Source organism: Dolichospermum sp. FACHB-1250, assembly GCF_014696335.1.
GTDB lineage: Bacteria > Cyanobacteriota > Cyanobacteriia > Cyanobacteriales > Nostocaceae > Dolichospermum > Dolichospermum planctonicum.
The window spans coordinates 1-20875 of the sequence record NZ_JACJPZ010000034.1 but is presented as its reverse complement, the minus strand read 5'-3'; the positions used below and the strand labels follow the sequence as shown (position 1 = coordinate 20875).

Sequence of the window (20875 nt, the reverse complement as noted above, 5' to 3'; positions counted from 1 at the left end):
TAATTGGTAATGCTATAAGTCGGGTGCAAATTAAAAAATTAATTTCATGAACTGCACACCCCAAAAAGGCCATGACAACCAAGCGCCTAAAACACCTACTCCTAAAAGCACTGTCAGGGCATAGGTTTGAGTTTGTCCATTGTTACTATATTTCAATCCTTCACCACCTAAAAGAGAGAATAAACCGACAAAGTTGACGATACCATCTACTACGAATCTATCTAGGATATCGGCAAATTTAGAAAGTTGGGCAACGCCGAAAATAATGGTGATTTTGTACAGTTTGGGAGTGTAAAAGTCATAAGCAAATAAATTTTGTAAACCTTGCCAGGGTAAACGAATTGGTTTAGGAATGTTGCCTAAATAGATGATGCTGCTAATACTGCAACCAAATATACTTGACCAAATTAATAGTAGGGCGACATCTTTATTTAATGTTGCCCAGTCGGGAAGCAATGACAAGCTTTGTAATACTAAAGGCAGGTGTAAAACAAAGCCTGATAAAATCATCATTGGTAAAACCATTAACCAAATAGCTTCAGGAGAACGTTCACTCATTTGTTTAGGTTTACCAGCAAAAATTAAACCAAATTCCCTAGTTAAACTGAATGTAGTTAAGGCATTGACAATAATAATTATTCCTACTAAAGTCGGATGTGTTGCCCATAAACCATCAGCTAATTTGAATAATGCCCAAAAACTACCTAAAGGGGGAAAACCTATTAAACCCAATGTACCAATAATAAATGCTAAACCGGACATGGGACGACGTGACCATAATCCACCTAATTGGGTAACATCTTGGGTGACACTATTCCAAACAATTCCCCCGGTACTCATGACCAGTAATGCAGAGGATAAAGCATGGGTGAGGACTAATAGTAGCGCAGCTTCATTTTGTTGTGTGCCTACGGCAATAAATACCAAGCCCATGTAAACACTAACACAATAGGATAAACAGCGTTTAATGTCAATTTGAGCGATCGCAATTAACGCCCCACCAATGGCTGTTACTGTACCAATAGCCACCATTACAGAAGCTGCGACGGGAGATAAACTAAATACAGGTTGTAATTTAATTAACACCCATGCCCCACTGGCGACGACCACCGAATTTCGTAAAATTGTACTAGGAACAGGTCCCTCCATTGCCTCATCTAACCACAAATGTAGGGGAAATTGGGCGCATTTACCCATCGGACCTGCAATTAAGCCCAAACATACTAAAGTAATAATTGTGGGGTCAACATTCGCCGTAGCCGCCCAAGCAGTCAACTCTGTATAATTCCAAGTCCCTGAAAGTGTCCAAAGTCCTAAAACACCCATTAATAAAAACAAGTCTCCGACCCGTTTGGTTAAAAAAGCATCTCGCGCCCCAGTCACTACCAAAGGCTGACTAAACCACAAACCTACTAATAGGTAAGTTCCCAAGGTAAGGACTTCCAGAATTACATAACTAAAAAATAAATCATTACACAATACTAAAGCACAAAGACCCGCTTCAAATAATCCTAATAAGGAAAAGAAACGTCCCCAACCCCAGTCCATTTCCATGTAACCAATAGCGTATATCTGCGCCAGCAAATTTAAGCCGGTAATAATAATTAACGCCCCCACACTAACAGCAGAAATTTCTAAATTAATGGTGAGATTTAAACCCGCTGTTGACAACCAAGGAATAAATACTTCTTGGGCTGGATGATTTCCAATTACAAAGAAAGCAAGAACAGCATGAACAAATGAGCAAAAGGTCATGACTACATTTACGTATCCCGCTGGTCGAGGACCTGTTTTGCGAATTATTCCTGGTGACCAGGGTATGGCTAAAAGCCCACCTATCAAAGCATAAACCGGGACTAGCCAAATAGTATCTAGTAAATACTGACCCATTCAATTACCTCTACAATTTGCAGCAAAACTTAAAGAAAACACAGCAAATACCGTTGATCCCTATTAATCTAGTGATCATTGATAATCGCAATTTATTTTTATTTAATATTATTATGAACAGTTTACCCTTATCTGTAACAAAAATAAATTATTTAAGTAGATGAATTTGCAATGATTTCTGTAAGTGATTCTTATATTTCTGTACATTCGATTATTAAATAGTAACCATCATGTTTAATCTATAGATTAACTTTTCAAGCAGTATCTATAATCTAGGGGCAGTATTTACCACCCCATTTTTTATACTTTAACAAGTAACTTACATAGTGACCCAGGTAAATTACTGACTGTAATAACTACTTGTGGGCTGAGTTGACTAGTAGGGGCTGGTTTCATATCCCGATAATCAATAATTTGGACAACAATGAGGTAAGCAATAGCCAGAAGTATAGAAATTACCCCTGTAATAATCGCAACTATCTGAGAACGGTTCATAAGTGTTTCCTGTAAATTAAGTAAATCCTGCAAATTTAAGTAAATAGTGATTTTAGAGACTTTTCATGGCTGAATATGGCTACTCCACCCCGGCTATCGGCAACGTTAAAGATAGTATAGTATCAATATTAGGACTTATGCAAGATGTGGCTAAAAACCTTATTTTTGTGTAACAGAACTTTTCTGAAATTAAGCTTTATGTCACTAACTGAAGAAATTCTTTCTCAACTCCCAGGGGATATTTTAGGCGGCTTGCGTCGTGCAGATGCCATTTTAACATCTCTAAGAGATAATAACTCACCCATACCAAATGTAGTTCAAGAAAATCCCGAAAATTTAGAATCATTACAATTTGATGTCATTATTTGCGGTGGAACTTTGGGAATTTTAATTGGTTGCGCTTTAGCTGTGCGGGGTTTGCGCGTAGCATTATTAGAAAGGGGAATTTTGCGAGGAAGAGAACAGGAATGGAATATTTCTCGCCAAGAGTTAAAAGTATTTCGGGAATTGGAATTACTAACGGAAACGGAATTAAACCAGGCTATTGTTACTGAATATAATCCCGCACGAGTTAGCTTTTCAGGAGGTACGGAAATTTGGGTAGAAGATGTTCTTAATATTGGTATAAGTCCTATTTATTTACTTGAAACATTAAAAACTCGCTTTCTGAATGCTGGAGGAAAACTATTTGAAAATACACCCTTTAGTAATGTAGTAATTCACAAAAATGGAGTTATTATCAATAACCAATTTACTGGAAAATTGTTATTAGATGTCATGGGAAATCTATCACCAATTAGCCAACAAGCACGTCAAGGAAAAAAACCAGATGCACTTTGTTTAGTTGTGGGAACTTGTGCTACAGGATTTCCTGAGAATAAAACTGGTGATTTATTATTATCTTTTACAGCATTGGAAAATCAATGTCAATATTTTTGGGAAGCATTTCCCGCTAAAGACGGGAGAACAACTTATTTGTTCACTTATTTAGATTCAGCACCAGAAAGATTGAGCTTAGAAACTTTATTTGCTGAATATTTCCGTCTATTACCAGAATATCAAGGTGTGGAAATTAATCACCTCAATTTTCAACGGGCCTTATTTGGTTTCTTTCCCAGTTATCGTCAAAGTCCTTTACAAACTCCTTGGAATCGGATTTTATTTGTAGGAGATAGTAGCGGAAATCAATCTCCTTTAAGTTTTGGTGGATTTGGGGCTATGGTGCGTCATTTACAAAGGTTAACTTTGGGAGTTCATGAAGCCTTAAAAACTGATCAATTATCTGCCAAATCTTTAGCAATTCTCCAACCATATCAACCGAGTTTAAGTGTAACTTGGCTATTTCAAAAAGCCATGAGTGTAGGAGTAAATCAACAAATTAACCCCAATCAAATTAACCAATTACTCGCCGCCGTATTTGCACAAATGCAGCAGTTAGGAACACCTGTTTTAAAACCTTTTTTACAAGATATTGTCCAATTTGGGGCGTTAACAAAAACTTTGTTAAAAACTGGTTTATCTCATCCTTTATTAGTTGCAAAAATCATTCCCAAAGTGGGTTTATTAAGTTTATTAGATTGGATGTTACATTATGTAAATTTAATTGTGTATACTAGGTTGTTTACTTTCAGTCCAATGTTAGAAATATTAGTTAATAATCTACCACAAGAAAAACAATATTATTGGCATCGGTTAATAGATAAATGGCGGTTTGGTTCTGGTAGTGATTATCATGAATAAGTAGGTGAACACAATCAAACAAATCTCTGTAAAAAACAGTAAAATCTCCCAAAAATTCAATTTTTGAGGATTTTTCAGTTATTAAGACAATGACGGATTTTCTGTATCTCCGTTGTCGCTAAACTTAAATACATTTGCTGTAATTCTCTGGATAAATCAGGATTTTTGATCAAATGTTCTATCCGGCTTTCAACAGTAGAAATCAAGGTATCTAAATTTTCATTAGTAACTATGTTTTGTTTCCCTATCTCCTTTAAACTAGGCTGTATAGATAGTTCTCTAACATTATTTTGTTTCTGCAAATATTTAGCTTTTTCTGTTTCTAATTGAGCTACAGTTAATTGTAAGGTTTCTATGACTCCATACATCTCCAATGGGTCAAATATCCGCAATAAACTGGTTTGAGTGACGATAGCTAACTTTGCGCCCCAATCCCAGGATACAACCAATCGCTGCACTCGTCGCTTTTGCATTTCTTGATGGGCAGACCATAGGGAATCTTCTGGACTCAGTAAAAATAACGGTGTACTCATCACTGTTTTTGCTTGAATTTCAGGCAAATTTAAGCCCAATGCTTGAAATTGTACTATGTCTCTTTCTGTAACAATTCCTACTGGTCTCCCAGCGGATTCAGCATCATTCCCAGAACCACTTTTCGTTATCACCACGCAACTAACTTGATGTTCTGCCATCATCTGCGCCAAGCTGAGTACGGAGGCTGTGGGTGCTGCATGAATTACCTGGTTTGTCATGACTTCTGATACCCGTCGCATTTTCAGTAAATTGGTGGGGCGCAAAACTTGTCTAATACTCTCTGGGGAAACAATTCCTACTACTCGTGTATCTTCATTGACTATCACTAAATGGCGAATCCGATACCGCCGAAATAAAAACAGTGCCGCAAAAATATCCCGAAATGAAGTTTCCACTAAGGTTATTACTGGATGTATCATGACATCAGCTATTTTCACACCAGTAAAATCTCTACCCATGGCGGTAAGTCTAACAACATCTCTTTCTGTGAAAATGCCCAGTAATTTGTTTCTTTCTATGACTAAAATACAACTTGACCGCGTACCTTGCATGGAACTAAAACCCATTTCTGAATCAAAATCAGGTAAGAAACAACTATTACCTCGCGTCTGATTCATTAAATTGACAACATCAATTAGGGAAGTATTCGGTGTAACAACCAGTGGACGCTTATCTATCGCATCTTCTAAGCAAGGAACGCCAATGAGTGGGTCATCAATTTCCATATTTGACAATAGCCGATGAAGTTAATTTATAAAGTTTTGTAAAGTTTTTTGTGATATACATATTATTTTCTATAAATTTCAGGTACAATACGAGGGATGTAAAGGATGAAAGGGGGGAAACAGTTTCTATATAAAGGATTGAATTATCAAAAGGTAAATATGGGCTAAAATTCGGGGTTATCTATCTCAGTAGGGGTAAAAAAGACATTTTTACTTTGTGGTTCTAAATTAGAGCCAATATGTACATCAGTCTTCGTCCATACCGGAAATTCTTTGTATTTTACCATAGAGCCTGTCTAAAACCCTTTTAACTGATACAGGTTGCCATTGACTCCCCCGCTTGGTTTGATATCCTTGCTGGTTAAGCCAAGCGGCGATTTGTGGAAGTGATTTTCCTGACTTGTGGTGACGGCGAATTAATTCAATAATCTGTTGTTCAGATGGATCTTCCACTAATTCACCATTAACAGACTGTTGACCAAAAGCAGGTGAACCATAGCCGGCATAGCCGCCACTGGCTGCTTTCGCTTTTCTGGCTTGGTCTAGCTTGTCTCTGATGTAAGAGTCTTTTGATTTTTCAGTTGCCATTGTTTTTAGAAAAAAATCATTTCTATTCTATGGGGATTATATCTCAAATATTGGTCTTTGCCAGTTGATGAGTGAGAGTTTTGTTTACGTCTTTCTATCTTTGCATTTACTTTATCAATGCTAGTATTAATTTTTGCATAGCTATTGAGATCTGTTCTGTCCGTCTGATCTGCGGTTGAAAATAGGGGGTGTTTAAATGCGATTGATTTTCTTGGGAGTACCAGGTGCTGGGAAAAGTACACAAGCGGCTGCAATATCAAGCCAATGGCAAATTCCCCATATATCTATTGATGATATATTCCATCAGGCGATCGCCAAAGAGACTTATTTGGGCTTAAAAGTCAAGCCCTATGTAGAAAAAGGTGATTTAATTCCAGATGATTTAATCCTTGATATCATCCGCAAACGCTTAAGTCATTCCTCTGCCCAAAGGGGTTGGGTTCTGGATGGATTTCCTAGTAATTTGTCCCAGGTGAAACTTCTTGATCAACTACTATTAGAAATCCTACCTCAAGGCAGATCTGTATTACCAGAAAAGCTTTACAACCAAGTTTTTAGCTTTTATGTCCCCATTGATGTTTTGGTACAAAGGTTACTGGAACGGGGTCGTTCAGACGATAATTATCAAGTTATTTACAGACGAATAGAAGTCTATCAAGAGCATTCTGCTCCCCTAATTCAGCATTATCGCCAACAAGGTTTTTTAACTGTGATTAATGGCGATCGTTCAGTGGAAGTAATAACTCAATTTTTGCAAGATGCTGTTTCTAAACCTCGGTTAATAATAGACAAAAAAACTTTAAATATTAGGAAGAAATCAATCAAGGAAGGAAAACAGATTTTATCTGCATAACCCAAAAATCAAGTAAAAGTCGTGAGTATTTTATGCGAAACAAAAGAAACATCAAAAGATTGAACTTTCTATGGCATCAGGGTTACTGTAATTCTGGTGTTCGCTTGACCTCAATCAATAATTTAACTCATGAACATTCTATTTTATCATTGACCATTTTCCATTTCCCGACCAGATAATCACCAATTTTAATTTTTGCTGGAGAAACTTATGGCTAGTTCTGAAAGTCCGAATGAAACTCTTGTTCAATATATCCAAAAATCAGACTTTGAATCGCTTTTAGAGGAGAAAGAATTGTTTGTGATGGACTGTACCGCAACTTGGTGCGGACCTTGTAAAATCGTTGCTCCTTTAATGGATAAACTAGCCCAAGAATACAAAGATCGGGTAAAAGTGGTCAAATTAGATGTTGGTGACGGCGAAAATCAAAGCGTTGCTAAAAAGTACGGTATTCGCAGTATTCCCGCAGTTATGTTTTTCAAGAATGGTGAATTATCAGAAACAGTTGTGGGGGTAGTTCCCTATGAGAAATTCACCACAGCTTTAAACAAAATACTTTCACCTTCTTGAGGGGGTTTTTCCATGCAGAGAGCGTATATATTTCCATGTCCTAATTGCGGTAGTGAAGCAAAACGTCAGTTTTTAACTGATGGAAAACTAGCTCACAAGCATTCTTTGATGAATCAAATTATCCGTACAGAGTGTCCAGTTTGTGACTACCTGATGGTAATGCGCTCTCTGGATGGTAGTGTAATTGAAGCTTATGCACCCGGAATACCAAGCAATTTTAAACCATTAACTACATCTCATCTTTCTCCGGAGGTTTGTGAAGAAGAAATATTAATGATGAGTGAATCTATTTCATTCTGCTCGATATTTTTCCATTTACCCAATCAAAATTCCACAGATTCATACTCATTACTTTAAGGATTTTAACCATGATGAAAGCTGAAGATATAATGACCACAGAAGTAATTACAATTCGTGGTTCAGCAACTGTAGCGGAAGCTGTAAGTTTGATGAAATCTAAAGGTTTACGTTCTTTAATTGTCGAACCTCGTACCGAAAATGATCCCTATGGCATGATCACCGAAACTGATATTGTTTATAAAGTTGCTGCCTATGGCAAAGACTCCAAACAAGTGCGAGTTTATGAAATTATGACCAAACCTTGTATTGTCGTCAATCCTGAGCTGGGAGTAGAGTATGTAGCTCGTTTATTTGCTCACACCCATATCCGTCGCGCTCCTGTAATTAAAGGTAAGTTATTAGGGATAATTTCTATTACTGATATTCTCAGAAAAAGTGACTTGTTTGAAAATCCTAAACGCATCTTTATTGAGGATGAAATAGAAGTGGCACGGGAAGAAGCGAGAGCAACTTGTACAGCCAAAGGTGATTCTTCTCGTGAATGTGCATCTGCTTGGGATATAGTAGAGGAACTTTTAGCAGTAGCATCTCATCAACGAGTAGCAAAGGAAAATATTCAGGAGAATATTGAATAATAGGCGTTGCTGAATTTGGGTATGATATTTATTAGCGATCGCTAGATGAATCGCACCTTTCGCCTATCATACCGGAAATCAGCAACGCCATTTCATGAAACGTCTCTACAATGTGGTTTACCTCAAGGATACCAGAAGCTACGCTAGGGCAGTGGTAAAGTTATTAACTGTCAGAGTACCAGTTAAACCTGTCACCTCAATGATGGCATCCGTAGTGGCACTAAATCCGGCGGTAGCGTCGTTAATAGCGACAAAGCTGCGACTACCAAAGGTAAATTGAGCAGCAGAGTTAGCTGTAAACACAGCAGTAGTTAACCTAGCTGCAATTCCGGTTGCATCAAGTGTTGTCACAGATCCGGCATTAGAGAATCCGCTGCGGGCAGTGGAAACGGTGAATTATCAAAAACAATTGTGGGGGTAGCTCCCTACGAGGAATTCACCACAGCTTTAAACAACATACTTTAACATTCTTCAGGGGGTTTTTCCATGCAGAGAGCGTATATATTTCCATGTCCTAATTAACGCAAAGGTATCAAGCTGTCGCCAGTAGTTTCCAAATCAACCGCAAGGAGAGATGATACTTATAACTAATAGATTAGTGTGTTTTAGATAAGGTATTGTTTTGAAGTAAAAATTTAATTTTGGGTTTTATTCTACCATTTTAGGAAAGCAAGCTAGAACCAAAATTACTTTTTAAATTCCGCTATCACATCTTCATAAATATCTGCCATTGTCAAAGTTAACTTCACTGAATCTAAATGTAATTTATCATCTTTTCCTAATACTTCCGTTGACCAATTTCCTTGATCATCTTGACGATAAACTTCTACTTTTATTTGATTTTGGTAAATTAGAACATATTCCTTTAGACTCTCTATAGTTTGATAATTAATGCGTTTTTCACGTTTGTCTATTGTTGCTGTGGAATTAGATAAAACTTCTATAATCAAATTAGGACGAGTTTTAAAGTACCTTTCCTTATCTTCAGGATCACAAGTAACAATAATATCAGGATAGTAGAATATATTAGCATTCCTGATTTTAACTTTTACTTTCATATCTGACACGAAAGCACGACAGGAACTCCCACGCAAATGGGGACGTAGTATAGCGTAAATATTACCAGCTATCAGGTTATGTTCTTCGCTTGCACCCGCCATTGCAAAAACTTGTCCCGCCACATATTCATGGCGAATATCGCTAGATTTTTCAGCTTCTAGGTATTGTTCAACACTAAAAATACTTAATGGAGATTGCATAATTTTGATTTGATGGCTGAGAAATTAGGTATAATTCTATTTTATTATATTAAAAAAACTTCCCATGAGCCAAACTGCGATAAATCTCGTTGCTATATCTATTTTCCTGATGACTTTTTCCACTTTATTAGGACCGTTAATACATCTTTCTCCCACAATACCAGCTTTAGCTACAGTGACGTTTTTAGGAATTGCAACTTTAGATAATTTCAGTTTTCAAGGTAAGGGAGGAACGATATTTTTAGACTTCCTGGCACGATTTTCTCCAGAATATAAAGAACGCATTTTACATCATGAAGCGGGTCATTTTCTCGTGGCTCACTTGTTAGAAATCCCCATAACTGGCTATACTCTTAGTGCATGGGAAGCTTGGAAACAAGGACAACCAGGACAAGGAGGGGTATCAATAGATGATAAAGGGTTAACAACGCAAATAGAAAAAGGTGAAATTAGTACCCAAATTTTAGAGCGCTATTGTACAATTTTAATGGCGGGAATTGCTGCGGAAACTTTGATCTTTGATGCTCCTCAAGGTGGTGATGATGATAAAATTAAGTTAATGCAATTTTTACAAGTTATTGGTCTTTCTGAGCATATTTATCAGCAAAAACAACGCTTTCATTTGCTTCAATCTAAAAATCTGATTCAGGAGAATTGGGAAAGTTATCAAGCTTTGGTGGAAGCAATGAAAAAAGGGGTTGATGTTGAAGAGTGTAAAAAGGTGATTCGTGAGAGTGCGGCATAATAGAAATATAAATTATAGCTTGAGGACAGTGAAAAATGTATCAAACAGATCCGCCACTTTCCCCTAAAGAAACATTACCCACAATGTATGATCTACCGAGTGAAGATCCAGAGGAGAAAGGTTTGCCAGATCAATTCCATTTATTGCAACCACAATTATTATCAGAAACATTTGCACCTGCTAATTATCACAGTCAGGAAATATTTACAGGTAGTGACATGAATCTGTATTATGATTCTCGTCATCCATTGTGGTATAAACGTCCTGATTGGTTTGCGGTTTTAGGTGTACCATATTTATATGGTGATCATCAAGATTTAAGATTAAGTTATGTAGTGTGGCAAGAAGCTGTTAATCCCTATATTATCGTTGAATTGCTATCACCAGGAACAGAAAAAGAAGATTTAGGTCAAACATTGCGAGATGTGGAAAAACCCCCTGTTAAATGGGAGATTTATGAGCAGATTTTAAGAGTACCTTATTACGCAATTTTTGATCGTTATCAATCTGAGTTTAGAATGTTTCAGTTAAATGGCGATCGCTATACTGAAGCAAATTTAACAAATTCCCGCTTCTGGATACCCAGTATAGAATTAGGTTTAGGAGTTTGGGAAGGAAGTTATAAAAACGTCAATATGCCTTGGTTGCGTTGGTATGATAAAAATGGTAATTGGGTATTAACTCCCGCAGAATGGGAAAAACAACGCGCAAATCAAGAAAAACAACGCGCAGACCAAGAAAAACAACGCGCAGATCAAGAAAAACAACGCGCAGATCAAGAAAGACGAAAAACAGAAAAATTAATTGCACAATTGCGTGCTTTAGGTGTTGAACCAGAGATAAATTAAATAGACATCTTTGGTCATTAAATGTGCATAACCTGGAACTCTTGTAGGGACAATTCATGAATTGTCCTTACGATAATTTTCACAAGATGTCTAATATTTTTATATCCAATCTCCATCAGATCCTTGGAAATATAATTAAAGTATAGGAATTGATGGTAATTTCTATACTAATCTGTCATGGGAAATTCTGACAAAAAATGCTGAAAGCTGAATATTTTTCATCTTTGCTGTCATAAGTTATAAATAGTAATGATGCTTTTTGCAGATTTTCCTCAATTAATTAAATTTGATTTCTTAAACACTCATGTCTTCAACTCTCCAGTTTCTTAGCGGTAACGATATTCGTCAATTATTCCTCGACTTCTACACACAGCGAGAACACCAACCGCTTCCAAGTGCTTCCCTTGTTCCTGAAGATCCTACTGTGCTGCTGACTATAGCAGGTATGTTACCATTTAAGCCGATTTTTCTGGGACAACGGACACCGGAATTTAAACGCGCTACAACTTCCCAAAAGTGCATTCGTACCAATGATATCGAAAATGTGGGACGCACTAAACGCCATCATACATTTTTTGAGATGTTGGGGAATTTTAGCTTTGGTGATTATTTTAAAGCCCAAGCGATCGCCTGGGGTTGGGAATTATCTACTCAAGTGTTTGGGATTTCCCCTAAAAATCTCGTTGTCAGTGTGTTTGAAGAAGACGACGAAGCTTTTGCTATTTGGCGCGACCATATTGGTGTAACAGAAAAACGCATCAAGCGCATGGGTGCTGATGATAATTTCTGGGTATCAGGTATTACTGGTCCCTGTGGTCCTTGTTCGGAAATTTATTATGATTTTCACCCGGAATTAGGTGATGATCATATTAATTTAGAAGATGATGGGCGTTTTATCGAGTTTTATAACTTGGTATTTATGCAATATAATCGGGATGCTTCAGGAAATTTAACGCCGTTACAAAATCAAAATATTGATACGGGAATGGGTTTGGAAAGAATGGCGCAAATCCTCCAAAAAGTTCCTAATAATTATGAAACAGATTTGATTTTCCCAATTATCGAAACTGCGGCGAAAATTGCCAAAATTGATTATCACAAAGGTGATGAAAATACGAAAGTTTCTTTAAAGGTAATTGGTGATCATGTGCGTGCTGTAGTTCACATGATTGCTGATGAAATTCGCGCTTCTAATGTTGGTAGGGGTTATGTTTTACGGCGCTTAATTCGTCGGGTAGTTAGACATGGCCGATTAATAGGAATTGCTGGGGAATTTATTAACCAAGTTGCAGAAACCGCAATTTCTCTTTCCGAATCAATTTACCCCAATTTGCGACAAAGAGAAACTGCTATTAAAGCGGAATTACAAAGAGAAGAAGTTAACTTCTTGAAAACTCTTGATAGAGGTGAAAAGCTATTAGCTGAAATTATCCAAGATATCAAACAAAAAGGATTAACTTCTATTAGTGGGGAAAGTGCTTTTACTCTCTATGATACCTACGGTTTCCCCTTAGAATTAACCCAAGAAATCGCAGCCGAAAATAACCTCACTGTTGATGTTGATGGTTTTAATGCAGAAATGCAAAAACAGGTAGAACGAGCAAAAGCAGCACACGAAACTATTGATTTAACTGTACAAGGTTCTTTGGATAAACTTGCAGAACATATTCACTCTACACAATTCATTGGTTATACCCAATTAACAACTACTGCAAAAATCGAAGTTTTGTTAGTTGCTGGTGTTTCCCAAGAAGCAGCAGAAGCAGGAACAGAAGTACAAATTGTTCTCGATAAAACTCCTTTTTATGCTGAATCTGGGGGACAAATTGGGGATAAGGGATATATTAGTGGTGATGGTGTTTTAGTCAGAATTGAAGATGTGAAAAAAGAATCTGATTTCTTTATTCATTTTGGATATATTGAACGTGGTACAATTAGGATTAGTGACAATATTACCGCCCAAATTGATCGGGGTTGTCGTCGTCGCGCTCAAGCTAATCACACAGCAACTCATTTATTACAAGCTGCATTAAAGAAAGTTGTTGATGAAGGAATTTCTCAAGCTGGTTCTTTGGTTTCTTTTGATAGATTGCGGTTTGATTTTAATTGTCCTCGCGCTTTAACCGGTGAGGAAGTTATCCAAATTGAAGAATTAGTAAATAGTTGGATTTCTGAAGCCCATGGTGCTACAATCGAGGAGATGCCCATAGCAGAAGCAAAAGCGAAAGGTGCAGTGGCCATGTTTGGGGAAAAATACGGTGATCAAGTGCGCGTGATTGATTTCCCAGGTGTTTCCATGGAATTATGTGGGGGAACTCATGTTAATAATACGGCGGAAATTGGCGTTTTTAAAATCATTTCTGAAGCGGGAGTTGCTTCCGGGGTGAGAAGAATAGAAGCGGTTTCTGGGGCGGCGGTATTGGATTATTTGAATGTGCGTGATATAGTAGTCAAAGATTTGTGCGATCGCTTTAAGGTCAAACCCGAAGAAATACCCGACAGAATCACCACTTTACAAACCGAACTTCGCAACAATGAAAAAGAAATTCAAAGCCTGAAATCACAAATAGCAATTGTTAAATCTGACAGCTTATTACAAACTGCGGAAATAGTAGGAGAACATAAAATTATTGTTGCTCAAATGGCAGATATTGACCCAGAATCATTAAAAGATGCTGCGGAAAGATTACTGCAAAAAATCGGTAATGGGGCGGTGGTTTTAGGTTCTATTCCCGAAGCCGGAAAAGTGAGTATCGTTGCAGCTTTTAGTTCTGAAGTGAATCACAAAGGTGTCCAAGCGGGGAAATTTGTGGGAACGATAGCGAAAATTTGTGGAGGTGGAGGTGGTGGAAAACCCAATCTCGCGCAAGCTGGGGGACGTGACGCAAGTAAATTACCGGAGGCTTTAGAAACAGCGAAAAATGATTTGTTAGCAGCGTTGAAATAGGATTTAGATCCCCGATTTTTTAATAGAAGTCGGGGATTTGAATTTATATTGTCACTGCAACTTTACCAACTTCTGTAGAAGGTTTGGGTATAGGTTTTCCATCTTCTTTCAATACTTCCAAATACAATTCTATAGCTTCTTTAATATTTTCTTGTACTTCTGCTAAAGTATCCCCAATGCTGACACAACCGGGTAAGTCAGGAACATAAGCACCCCAGTTTGTTTGACCACGTTCATAAATTACTGTGTATTCAATCATTATATTTCTCCTAATTTTGCTTGCTTCCAAATTGATGAAAGTGTACCTATGGGAATATCATCACTTGGTTTTCCAGGTACAACTACGATACCTGATTTATTTTCATTTTTGAGGATACGATGACTACCTCTAATGCGATCTATATACCAACCATCTTCTTCTAGGATTTTGAGAACTTCTTTAACTTTTATTGTTTACTATCATAGCGTGATTAGTGATTTATTCTGTTTAGAGAAACAGCACTAAGTAGGTGGACAGAGAAAAACCTAAGTATGTAACAAAAAGTAAAGTTGCCCAAAACCTCTTGTCTGTTCCCTGTTCCCTTGTCATAACGACAATTTTCAACGCCAACCTACTACAGAGGTTGTGTGTTAAATTTTATTAAATCCATATAAATTACTACATTTAGTATGATACAATATAAGTATTAAAAAACTTACCGGATAACTCTAATCATGATGATAATACAAAAAATCAATGAATATCAAAAATATTCATTTGAGCAAAAAACTATTCTTAGAGGAGCATTCACAAAGATAGACAGAGAAATAAAACGGATAAGATGGATGATTTATGAACAAAAAGGTTTTTGGATATTTAAAACCCATATATATTCTAAGGAGACTTTAATTAATGAATTACATTATGGAAAAATTGTAAAAATACTGGATAATGTTGAGCATCTCACAATGACGTGGAATGGACATGGTATTTTAACTCGTGATGGTATTGATTTTTTAAACCTAAAGCGCAAGGATATTCTAACGGAACTTGACAATATTCATAATGAAATAGCTAGGAGAGATCCAACTTGGTGGGAGCAAATTTACGGTATTTTTATAGAGTTTACAAATTTTGTGAGAAATCATATTCCTCAATTTGCAATCGGTTTTCTCATGGGAGTTGCAAAGTATCCAGTTCTTCAGCCTTTAGTTAGTTTATTTTTACCATCTCCTAACTTTTCTAGTGTTGAAACTAAACTATTGGAACAAGCAATAGAAGATTATATAGATATTAATGCTGATGCTATAGACTAATTTATCCCCTTAGATACCCCACTTGTAAAAGAAATCAGGTATCTGAATGTTATAATAATTCTACTATCATTATTTCTCTGTTGTCTTCATTGAAAAAACTATGTTAAAAAGTGTAAAAATAGAGAATTTTCGAGGTTTCAAGTCTTTTGAACTTCAGCAATTAGGCAGAATTAACTTACTGGTTGGTGAAAATAATAGCGGAAAAACATCAATACTAGAAGCTATTCAGCTTTTATCTTCACGAACTAATCTTGAGCCACTTGGTGAAATAATGATTAACAGAGGGGAGTATTTTTGGAGTAATCATAATAAAAGAGATCGTCAAGTTGATATTCGGCATTTTTTTTATGGTCATCAAATTGAAGATAAGAGTAAATTTTCTATTTCAGGTATTAATGACAATACTCAAGAAGAGCTTGATGTATTGATACATACTCCATATTTACCTGAGTCCATTATTTATAAAGAAGATACTTCTTTTGATAAGTTAAATGAACTCATTCTTTCTTTTAAATGGAAAATTGGGCAACAACAATTTGTCATTTTACGAGAAATATCACGTGATAGTGGTATTTCAGTTGAATCTCTTAGATTGTCGCGTAATCGCAATAAAGAAGAAAGTTTATCTATAAAACTAAAAACACAATTTGTTAAATCATCTTCTTTAAAAACAGAAGAAATGATTGATTTATTTGATCAATTAGTATTAACACCTGAAGAAAACATTGTAGCGGAAGCATTAAATAAAATAGACTCAAAAATTAAACGTATTGCTCCTATTAGTTCTCAAAAATTGAGGTATTCACCAGATTCACGGGGTGGTTTTCTGGTGCTTCTGGCTGATGGTAAGCGTGTACCAATTGGCAGTATGGGAGATGGAATTTGGCGAATATTAGGACTTGCACTAGCTATAGTATCAGCTAAAGATGGATATTTATTTGTAGATGAAATAGATACTGGACTTCATTTTACTGCAATGTCTGATATGTGGAAAATGATTTGGGATACAGCGAAAAGACTAAATGTCCAAGTTTTTGCCACTACACATAATAGTGATTGTTGGCAGAGTTTAGCTGATATTGCAAAAACAGAAAATGTAACTAATGATGGTATTAGAATTCATAGAATTGAAAAAGGTAAAGAAAAAAGTATAGTTTTTAATGAAGCACAAATTGTTATTGCTGCTGAAAGAGAATTAGAGGTACGTTAGCAATGGCAAAACATTATCACCCCAAAAGTCTATTAGTTGAAGGTCAAGATGATTTACGAGTCATACCAGAATTAATTGAAAAAAATGGAATTTATTGGGGAGCGAAAAAAGAGGAAGCAATTATATCAATTCAAGAATGTGGAGGTTATGAAAATATTACTTATGACCTGATATATACAGAATTACAAACTGGAAGATGTACACATTTAGGTTTAATGGTAGATGCAGATGATAATGCGTCTTTACGTTGGCAAAGTATCAGAAATGCTTGTTTGCAAATTGAAAGTATTTCTCATCTTCCTGAACAAATACCAGAAACAGGATTAATTATTAATACACAAGATGATAAGAAAATTGGTGTTTGGATTATGCCAGATAATATTATCGAAGGGATGTTAGAAACATTTTTAGGTTATATGATTCCAGAACAGGGAGAATATATTTGGCAATATGCACAGGATGTAGCAAGAGAAGCAAAAAATAAAGGTGCAACATTCAAAGAATCTTATATTGATAAAGCGGAAATTTATACCTGGTTAGCATGGCAAGATGAACCAGGTAGACAAATACATCAAGCCATCAAGTATAATATTTTAAATCCGCAGACTCCCAAGGTGCAGGGTTTTATTAATTGGTTTAAGGATTTGTACGATTTGTAATTTCAAAATTTAAAGACAAAAATATCACCATAAATTTTTTGTCAAATCAAACAAACTGCTAGACTATAATTATAACTTAGTTGAGCAAGTAGAAGCGATCGCCTACATTGACAACCCATAAAACCTATAAATTAAAATTATGACCCTCGCACAAGAAACACCCTACTATTCACCCCAAGAATACCTAGAATTAGAGGTAAACTCAGAAATACGTCACGAATATATCAACGGATTAATTATACATAAGACAGGTGGAACACCCAATCACAACCAACTTGCACTTAATTTCAGTGGTACACTCAATTATCTTCTTAAACGTCAACCTTATCAAGTCTTTGTCACAGATCAACGTCTTTGGATTCCCAGCAGAAAAATTCATACCTATCCTGATATTATGGTCGTGAAAACTCCCTTAGAATATCAAGAAGGAAGAACCGACACTTTAGTAAATCCTGTAATGATTGCCGAAGTCTTATCAAAATCTACTAAAGGCTATGATAGAGATGAAAAATTTGCAGCTTATCGGACAATTACCACCTTACAAGAATATATTTTAATCGATCAGTACACAATGCACATTGAACAATATTGTAAAACCGATAATAATCAATGGATATTTTCCGAATTTACAGATGGAAATATCAACTTAAATCTAGCCTCTATTTCCTGTCAAATGATATTATCAGATATTTATGATAAAGTAGATTTCAACATACAAGAATAAAAATAAAAACCTCAATCTGCGCCTCTGCGTGAGATCATCATAATTATAAATATCAAAGGAGTCAATAAAAATGAGTCGCATTAATCCCTATAGATTACAAATGCAAATTACCCAAATGTTCGCCCAAGGACAATCATTTTTTGCACTTACTAAAGTCCAAGATTGGTTAAAAGAACATAATCACAATCCTTTAGATTATGAGGTTATCTTCCACAAAAAACCCGCACCTCCCGGTTCTCAAGAAGTCATGGTCATAGAAATAGAACTCAAACGTAAGGACGGACAACCTGTAGATTCTTGGTTACAACAACAAGCAAATTTATAAGCCTAATTAGTGAAAATCATCAATCTTAAATCCCTGCATTTTGAGAAAATCAGGGATGAAAAATTATCTATAAAAATTATCTAAATCCGCTATTACCTTGTAAACCTCCTGTATGTATTAATAGTAAAGATTCGGACTTGAAAAAACCTTCTTTGATTAAATCCATAACTCCATAAAACATTTTTCCGGTATATATATAATCTAAAGGTATGTGATGTTGTTGTTCAAAATTATCACAAAATAGTTTTAATTCATCTTTTACTTGAGCATAACCACCAAAATGATAATTACAAATTAATTCCCAATGTGCGGGAGAATTAACAGGTGTAGGTAAGTCAGAATTTAGATAATTTCTGAGTAAATTATTAATATCTTGATTGAGAAAATCACCACCTTTTAAAACAGGAAAACCAATCACTTTTTGTGGTTGATTTAATGATAGTGTTATCCCTGCTAATGTTGTTCCTGTACCACAAGCTAAACAAACAGTATTAAAGTCTTTAATTGTTTCTAATATCTCTATACAACCACGCATACCGTTTAAATTACAACCACCTTCAGGAATAATAAATACTTTCCCAAATCGCTGTTTTAATTGGTTTTGTAATTCCTCTGTATGGCGTTGTTTATATGTCTGACGATCAATATATACTAATTCCATACCTTGTGTAACTGCAAATTGTAAAGTAGGATTTAAAGGGATATTTTCTTCTCCACGAATTACTCCAATAGTGCGGAAACCAAATATATTTCCTGCGGCTGCGGTAGCATAAATATGATTAGAATAAGCACCACCAAAAGTCAGAATTGTGGATAAATTTCTCTGTTTAGCTTCGACAAGGTTATATTTTAGCTTAAACCATTTATTACCGTTAATTTGGGGGTGCATCAGATCAAGACGCAAGATGTATATTTTAACACCTGCTTTGTCAGCAATTGGCATATTAATTTTTTGAATGAGTGGTGGAAAAAAAATTGACGACATTTCCAAAATAAGATAATTAAATATATGTGTTACCAAAATCGAATTGGGTAAAATTCTTTTTTGATCTACACCACTGATATATTGAAAATATTACTTTTTTCAGTTGGGCAGAAATGATCCCATTTGCTCAAATTTGCGGTTTCACTGATGTTGTCAAGTTAAAATTAATGTAACGTTATCAATAATATAGCAATTCTTGATCATGTCTAATCAACGCCTAATTCAAAGTATATACACAGATGGTGCTTGTACAGGTAATCCTGGTCCTGGGGGTTGGGGTACAGTTATCTATTTCTGTGATGGTTCAGTTCACGAAATGGGTGATTCATTCCAGCATACCACTAATAATAAAATGGAAATGCAAGCGGCGATCGCGGCCTTGGAATTTTTTAAATCATCTGGACAAACTCAACCTATTACCCTGTACACTGATAGTGAATATCTGATTAATTCTATTACTAAATGGATGCCCGGTTGGAAAAGGAAAGGCTGGAAAAAATCAGATGGTAATCCTGTACAAAATCAAGACCTTTTGGAAACCCTCGATCAACTTAATAGCCAATTGATAAAATGGCAGCACGTTCGCGGACATTCTGGTAATATTGGTAATGAACGCTGTGATGCGATCGCTCGCTGCTTCGCTAATGGTAAAACCCCTAACCTACAACAGTTATTCTCCAACTCTGTTTACGAAACTTTACCTAAAATCAGTGAAATGAGTGAATCACTAGTATCTGATTATCCGATCAACTCTACAATAATAATTAATCAAAATACACTGGAAAGCAGTTCATCTGTATCAGATATAACCATTATGGAACCTTCTACCGCTCCAACCGCGACTACAACCAACGAACAACCCATTGAAATGAGGGTTTCACAACTTCGTAACTTAGTGGAAACTTTGCGTATTGCGGACGAAATTGCCGAAAAAGGCTACCTAATCACCAGTTCAGAATTAGCAGACTTAATGAGTGTTCACTCTAGCGCCGTTACTAGCAGAGGTGATGAATGGCGCTGGCGAAATTGGATAGTTTCACGGGTAAGACGTGAAGGTAATCAAATTCTTTGGGAACTTGAACGTGGAGACAAAATAGAAACCGAAGTAGAGTAAATTACCCACCACTTCCCTTCGGGTAAGTGGGGGCTTTTAAAGCCCAGAGTTTACCCGACTAAGTGTTAAATCACTACGATTTTCAGGTCATCTCACCTACAAATACGCAGCCAGTTTGTAGCTGCTGAGGTTAACAGTTAAACAGGCTTATTGGGTTAATCCAGTGCTGTTAGCGTAAAAAGCCTTTAAATCTTTGTCCAGGCTAACATTACCCGCAAGGAGGGACAATATGTCCAAAGTATTTGTTTTAGATACCAACTTCACGCCATTAAACCCAATTCATTCAGCACAAGCTAGACAACTATTGAGAAACAAAAAATCAGCAATATTTAGACAGTTTCCGTTCACAATTATTCTCAAAAAATCCCGTCCTGACTCCCCAGTATCGTCGCTAAGGCTAAAGATTGACCCTGGTGCAAAATTCACGGGAATG

The 20875-nt window shown here is 36.1% G+C and carries 24 protein-coding genes; 15 read left to right on the top strand and 9 right to left on the bottom strand.

From position 1 onward, the window contains the following. Positions 1 to 30: 30 nt before the first annotated feature. Together H6F39_RS13265 and H6F39_RS13260 are read right to left on the bottom strand one after the other, a co-directional pair. The gene (locus tag H6F39_RS13265; protein ID WP_190396839.1) at positions 31 to 1890 is read right to left on the bottom strand and encodes an NAD(P)H-quinone oxidoreductase subunit F; all 1860 of its coding nucleotides are present in this window, start codon (positions 1888 to 1890) and stop codon (positions 31 to 33) included. Between the two features lie 300 nt (positions 1891 to 2190). Further along, on the bottom strand, positions 2191 to 2385 hold the full coding sequence (locus H6F39_RS13260; protein ID WP_137908888.1) for a hypothetical protein: 195 nt from the start codon (positions 2383 to 2385) through the stop codon (positions 2191 to 2193). A 198-nt stretch (positions 2386 to 2583) separates the two neighbouring features. Here H6F39_RS13260 and H6F39_RS13255 point away from each other — a divergent pair, with 198 nt between their 5' ends. Further along, a complete protein-coding gene (locus H6F39_RS13255) occupies positions 2584 to 4125 on the top strand; it encodes an FAD-binding oxidoreductase (protein ID WP_190396838.1) in 1542 nt (513 codons plus the stop codon). A 74-nt stretch (positions 4126 to 4199) separates the two neighbouring features. Here the strand turns inward: H6F39_RS13255 and H6F39_RS13250 are convergent, their stop codons facing one another. Next, a complete protein-coding gene (locus H6F39_RS13250; protein ID WP_190372290.1) occupies positions 4200 to 5384 on the bottom strand; it encodes a CBS domain-containing protein in 1185 nt (394 codons plus the stop codon). 246 nt (positions 5385 to 5630) lie between these two features. Continuing rightward, positions 5631 to 5972 (bottom strand): recombinase family protein, encoded by a 342-nt coding sequence (locus H6F39_RS13245; protein ID WP_137909622.1) that lies wholly within the window; start codon positions 5970 to 5972, stop codon positions 5631 to 5633. 196 nt (positions 5973 to 6168) lie between these two features. Here H6F39_RS13245 and H6F39_RS13240 point away from each other — a divergent pair, with 196 nt between their 5' ends. From H6F39_RS13240 to H6F39_RS13225, 4 genes are all read left to right on the top strand, one after another. Further along, a complete protein-coding gene (locus tag H6F39_RS13240; RefSeq protein ID WP_137909623.1) occupies positions 6169 to 6825 on the top strand; it encodes a nucleoside monophosphate kinase in 657 nt (218 codons plus the stop codon). A 210-nt stretch (positions 6826 to 7035) separates the two neighbouring features. Continuing rightward, on the top strand, positions 7036 to 7395 hold the full coding sequence (gene trxA / locus H6F39_RS13235; RefSeq protein ID WP_137909536.1) for a thioredoxin: 360 nt from the start codon (positions 7036 to 7038) through the stop codon (positions 7393 to 7395). A gap of 12 nt (positions 7396 to 7407) precedes the next feature. Continuing rightward, positions 7408 to 7752 carry a hypothetical protein gene (locus H6F39_RS21175; protein WP_306420261.1) on the top strand — a complete coding sequence of 115 codons (345 nt, stop codon included), beginning with the start codon at positions 7408 to 7410 and terminating at the stop codon, positions 7750 to 7752. Positions 7753 to 7763: 11 nt separating this feature from the next. Continuing rightward, entirely contained in the window at positions 7764 to 8330 is a 567-nt protein-coding gene (locus H6F39_RS13225; RefSeq protein ID WP_137909537.1) for a CBS domain-containing protein, read from the top strand. A 138-nt stretch (positions 8331 to 8468) separates the two neighbouring features. Here the strand turns inward: H6F39_RS13225 and H6F39_RS13220 are convergent, their stop codons facing one another. Both H6F39_RS13220 and H6F39_RS13215 read right to left on the bottom strand, forming a co-directional pair. Beyond that, complete coding sequence (locus H6F39_RS13220; RefSeq protein WP_190372289.1) at positions 8469 to 8681, bottom strand: bluetail domain-containing putative surface protein; 213 nt, start codon at positions 8679 to 8681, stop codon at positions 8469 to 8471. Positions 8682 to 9016: 335 nt separating this feature from the next. Continuing rightward, the gene (locus tag H6F39_RS13215) at positions 9017 to 9589 is read right to left on the bottom strand and encodes a Uma2 family endonuclease (RefSeq protein WP_137909538.1); all 573 of its coding nucleotides are present in this window, start codon (positions 9587 to 9589) and stop codon (positions 9017 to 9019) included. 64 nt (positions 9590 to 9653) lie between these two features. On the opposite strand from H6F39_RS13215, the gene H6F39_RS13210 reads away from it, so the two are divergent. From H6F39_RS13210 to alaS, 3 genes are all read left to right on the top strand, one after another. Then, complete coding sequence (locus tag H6F39_RS13210) at positions 9654 to 10334, top strand: ATP-dependent Zn protease (RefSeq protein ID WP_137909539.1); 681 nt, start codon at positions 9654 to 9656, stop codon at positions 10332 to 10334. A gap of 35 nt (positions 10335 to 10369) precedes the next feature. Beyond that, complete coding sequence (locus H6F39_RS13205) at positions 10370 to 11182, top strand: Uma2 family endonuclease (protein WP_137909540.1); 813 nt, start codon at positions 10370 to 10372, stop codon at positions 11180 to 11182. 304 nt (positions 11183 to 11486) lie between these two features. Next, positions 11487 to 14129: an alanine--tRNA ligase gene (gene alaS, locus H6F39_RS13200; protein WP_190396837.1), complete on the top strand. Its 2643-nt coding sequence runs from the start codon at positions 11487 to 11489 to the stop codon at positions 14127 to 14129. A gap of 43 nt (positions 14130 to 14172) precedes the next feature. Here the strand turns inward: alaS and H6F39_RS13195 are convergent, their stop codons facing one another. Then, positions 14173 to 14388 carry a type II toxin-antitoxin system HicB family antitoxin gene (locus tag H6F39_RS13195; RefSeq protein ID WP_137909542.1) on the bottom strand — a complete coding sequence of 72 codons (216 nt, stop codon included), beginning with the start codon at positions 14386 to 14388 and terminating at the stop codon, positions 14173 to 14175. Beyond that, positions 14388 to 14579, bottom strand: a complete 192-nt coding sequence (locus tag H6F39_RS13190) for a type II toxin-antitoxin system HicA family toxin (protein ID WP_137909550.1) — start codon at positions 14577 to 14579, stop codon at positions 14388 to 14390. The genes H6F39_RS13195 and H6F39_RS13190 overlap by 1 nt, the downstream gene beginning before the upstream one ends. 264 nt (positions 14580 to 14843) lie before the next feature. Here H6F39_RS13190 and H6F39_RS13185 point away from each other — a divergent pair, with 264 nt between their 5' ends. The 5 genes from H6F39_RS13185 to H6F39_RS13165 all read left to right on the top strand — a co-directional run bounded on the left by H6F39_RS13185 (position 14844) and on the right by H6F39_RS13165 (position 18343). Further along, positions 14844 to 15425 (top strand): hypothetical protein, encoded by a 582-nt coding sequence (locus H6F39_RS13185; RefSeq protein WP_190372286.1) that lies wholly within the window; start codon positions 14844 to 14846, stop codon positions 15423 to 15425. 100 nt (positions 15426 to 15525) lie between these two features. Next, entirely contained in the window at positions 15526 to 16635 is a 1110-nt protein-coding gene (locus tag H6F39_RS13180; protein WP_190396836.1) for an ATP/GTP-binding protein, read from the top strand. Positions 16636 to 16637: 2 nt separating this feature from the next. Further along, on the top strand, positions 16638 to 17294 hold the full coding sequence (locus tag H6F39_RS13175) for a DUF3226 domain-containing protein (protein ID WP_190372284.1): 657 nt from the start codon (positions 16638 to 16640) through the stop codon (positions 17292 to 17294). A gap of 139 nt (positions 17295 to 17433) precedes the next feature. Then, entirely contained in the window at positions 17434 to 18018 is a 585-nt protein-coding gene (locus H6F39_RS13170) for a Uma2 family endonuclease (RefSeq protein WP_190396835.1), read from the top strand. Between the two features lie 70 nt (positions 18019 to 18088). After that, positions 18089 to 18343 carry a hypothetical protein gene (locus tag H6F39_RS13165; protein ID WP_190372283.1) on the top strand — a complete coding sequence of 85 codons (255 nt, stop codon included), beginning with the start codon at positions 18089 to 18091 and terminating at the stop codon, positions 18341 to 18343. Between the two features lie 76 nt (positions 18344 to 18419). Here the strand turns inward: H6F39_RS13165 and H6F39_RS13160 are convergent, their stop codons facing one another. Further along, entirely contained in the window at positions 18420 to 19328 is a 909-nt protein-coding gene (locus H6F39_RS13160; RefSeq protein ID WP_190396834.1) for a 1-aminocyclopropane-1-carboxylate deaminase/D-cysteine desulfhydrase, read from the bottom strand. 202 nt (positions 19329 to 19530) lie between these two features. Between H6F39_RS13160 and rnhA the strand changes: the two genes are divergently transcribed. Next, positions 19531 to 20442, top strand: coding sequence for a ribonuclease HI (rnhA, locus tag H6F39_RS13155; protein WP_137909549.1), 912 nt, complete (start codon positions 19531 to 19533; stop codon positions 20440 to 20442). 229 nt (positions 20443 to 20671) lie between these two features. Further along, positions 20672 to 20875, top strand: a 204-nt coding sequence (locus H6F39_RS13150) for an RRXRR domain-containing protein (protein WP_190396833.1), incomplete at its 3' end; no start/stop codon positions are given.